Below are 2723 nucleotides of genomic sequence, written 5' to 3' on the forward strand. Positions count from 1 at the left end.
GAAACAATTGACAAGGTTGGAGAGTTTGATCAGGAGTCGGGACAGGGCATTGCCATTCAAATCGATATTGAAGACGCGGTCGGAGTTGCCCATCAGGTTAAGACATTAACTAAGGCAGTAGAGGATGAGCTATGAAGCAGCATAAAGTAACTCGAGTAATAGATGTGATGGCCAATGCCTATGTAATGGTCGATGGAATAACAACAGTTAAAGAAGGTATTCGATTAGCACGGCAACATACCGTAAAAGCGTTAATAGTGAATAAACGTCACGATAATGATGAATACGGTATCGTTTTGATGAATGATATTGCTAAGAAGGTGCTAGCACAGAACCGTTCTGTTGAGCGTACTAATATTTATGAAATCATGACCAAGCCAGCGCTATCTGTCGCACCTGATATGAACGTTAAATACTGTGCGCGTTTATTTGAACATTTTGGACTTAGTCGTGCTCCTGTCATTAAAGATGGCGAAGTTATTGGTATGGTGAGTTACAATAATATCGTGCTAAACGGTATGGCGTTAGATGATTAAGGCAGTCAAATATACCCAAGACACCTCAATATGCTGAATCCTGCATCTTGAGGTAGTTAAGCAAAACAGACCACAAATTTATAGTTTCTAAGTCGGTAGGGGCGAAAGCGACTTAGCTTTTCAGTCGTTCTGAAGGAAGCCTTGAGTGCCATCACTAACCGTAGCTTAAAGAACATAAAAGGGAGAAAAAGTAATGACGATTCCTTTTTCAATCGAATGATTAATGACTGCAAAAATGTATCGCTTAGATTCAAATAATAAGTTCATGGGTGAAATTATTGTTAAGCTAATTGGTTATGTAAGCTGGCGTAATAACTATCTTCTTTTAACAACGTTGAGATGAGTATGGCTGTACTGCTATCACTCACTATTTGTCAGGCTAAAGACTGCGATACGATAGCCAAACAATGAGTATGTTTAAATTGTATTTAAATGTAGTTAAATATTTTTGAACTTCACTCCAATACAAACGGTTCAATCAGGCCTATCGGTTACCGCACCTGTTGAAGCAGAGCTTACTGTTCTGGCATATTTTGCGAGTAACCCACGTGTATATTTTGGTGCTGGTTGTTTCCAATTAGACTGCCTTTGAGTCATTTCTTGGTCGCTAATATTAAGCGTTATTTCACGATTTTCTGCATCAATGGTAATACTGTCGCCATTTTTTACCAACGCAATGGCACCACCTTCGTATGCTTCCGGCGTGATATGCCCTACAACAAAACCTCTGCTGCCACCTGAAAATCGTCCATCTGTAATGAGTGCAACATCGTTGCCTAAACCTTTACCCATAATAGCAGCAGTAGGACTCAACATTTCTCGCATTCCAGGGCCACCTCTTGGTCCTTCGTAGCGAATAACAACCACATCACCAGCGACTACTTGTCCATCCATAATTGCGGCAAAACCTTGTTCTTCGGAGTCATATACTTTAGCTGTACCTGTAAAGCTTAAGCCTTCTTTACCTGTGATTTTTGAAACTGCACCTTGAGGTGCTAAATTACCGCTGAGTATAACCAAGTGACTGTCTTTTTTAATGGGTCTATCAAAAGGTAAAATAATAACCTGTCCGTCAGGATAATCAGCAACCTCTGCCAAATTTTCGGCCATGGTTTTGCCTGTTACGGTCAAACAATCACCATGAAACAACCCTGCATCTAATAACCGTTTCATCAAAGGCTGAATACCGCCGATTTCAATTAACTCAGACATTAAATATTGACCACTGGGACGTAAATCAGCAATAACTGGCGTTTTTTCACCAATGCGTACAAAATCATCTAATGTCACTTCAACCCCAACCGTGTCTGCCATTGCAATTAAATGTAGTACAGCGTTGGTTGAGCCTCCTAAAGTAATGATTAGCGTGATGGCATTCTCAAATGCTTTTTTGGTCATAATATCTGACGGTTTAATATCATGTTCAAGCAAGTGAATAATCGCTTTTCCTGCATCCACACAGTCTTGTTTTTTATGCTTTGAAATTGCATTTTGCGCAGAGCTATTGGGCATGCTCATGCCTAAAGCTTCAATCGCTGAGGCTAACGTGTTTGCCGTATACATGCCACCGCAAGAGCCCGGTCCGGGAATCGCTGTTTTTTCAATATGCTCTAATTGAGTGATGGGAATGTCACCGTTTGCATAACTACCTACGGCCTCGAATACTGAAACGATATCCGTATGATCTTCACCAGGCATGATGGTGCCTCCATAGACAAAAATAGAAGGCCGATTGAGACGTGCAAGCCCCATTAAACATCCAGGCATATTTTTATCACAACCTCCAATAGCAATAATACCGTCATGTCCCATCCCTGCCGAGACCGCCTCGATGGAATCGCAAATTACTTCACGTGATACCAAAGAATACTTCATACCTTCGGTGCCCATTGAAATACCATCCGACATAGTAATGGTATTATAAATAACGCTTTTAGCACCCGCGCTATCGACACCTTTACCAACTTCTTCTGCGAGCTTGTTGATGTGCATGTTACAGGGCGTTACCATTGACCAGGTTGAGGCAATACCTACCTGAGATTTTTTGAAATCTTCATCACCAAAACCAACGGCCCTCAACATAGAGCGACTAGGGGCCTGTGCTACACCATCTACAATTTTTTGTGAATATTTACGTGGCTTATTTGTACTCATATCTTGATATTCCTTTTCAGCTTCAATAAATGC

Annotated in this window: 2 protein-coding genes and 1 pseudogene; 2 read left to right on the forward strand and 1 reads right to left on the reverse strand. The window is 41.1% G+C overall.

The genetic code is table 11. The features are described from left to right. Window positions 1-135: pseudogene (locus QNK26_RS00265) on the forward strand (P-II family nitrogen regulator); the annotation flags it as partial. Beyond that, window positions 132-536 (forward strand): CBS domain-containing protein, encoded by a 405-nt coding sequence (locus tag QNK26_RS00270; RefSeq protein ID WP_319220231.1) that lies wholly within the window; start codon window positions 132-134, stop codon window positions 534-536. The pseudogene QNK26_RS00265 and the gene QNK26_RS00270, both read left to right, overlap by 4 nt. Before the next feature lie 474 nt (window positions 537-1010). Here the strand turns inward: QNK26_RS00270 and ilvD are convergent, their stop codons facing one another. Next, the gene (gene ilvD, locus QNK26_RS00275) at window positions 1011-2690 is read right to left on the reverse strand and encodes a dihydroxy-acid dehydratase (protein WP_319220233.1); all 1680 of its coding nucleotides are present in this window, start codon (window positions 2688-2690) and stop codon (window positions 1011-1013) included. Window positions 2691-2723: the final 33 nt, after the last annotated feature.

This window comes from Moritella sp. (assembly GCF_033791185.1).
Lineage (GTDB): Bacteria > Pseudomonadota > Gammaproteobacteria > Enterobacterales > Moritellaceae > Moritella.

Coding starts and splice junctions, on each gene's coding strand:
- QNK26_RS00270 (WP_319220231.1), top strand. CDS start 132: ATGAAGCAGCATAAAGTAACTCGAGTAATAGATGTGATGGCCAATGCC.
- ilvD (WP_319220233.1), bottom strand. CDS start 2,690: ATGAGTACAAATAAGCCACGTAAATATTCACAAAAAATTGTAGATGGT.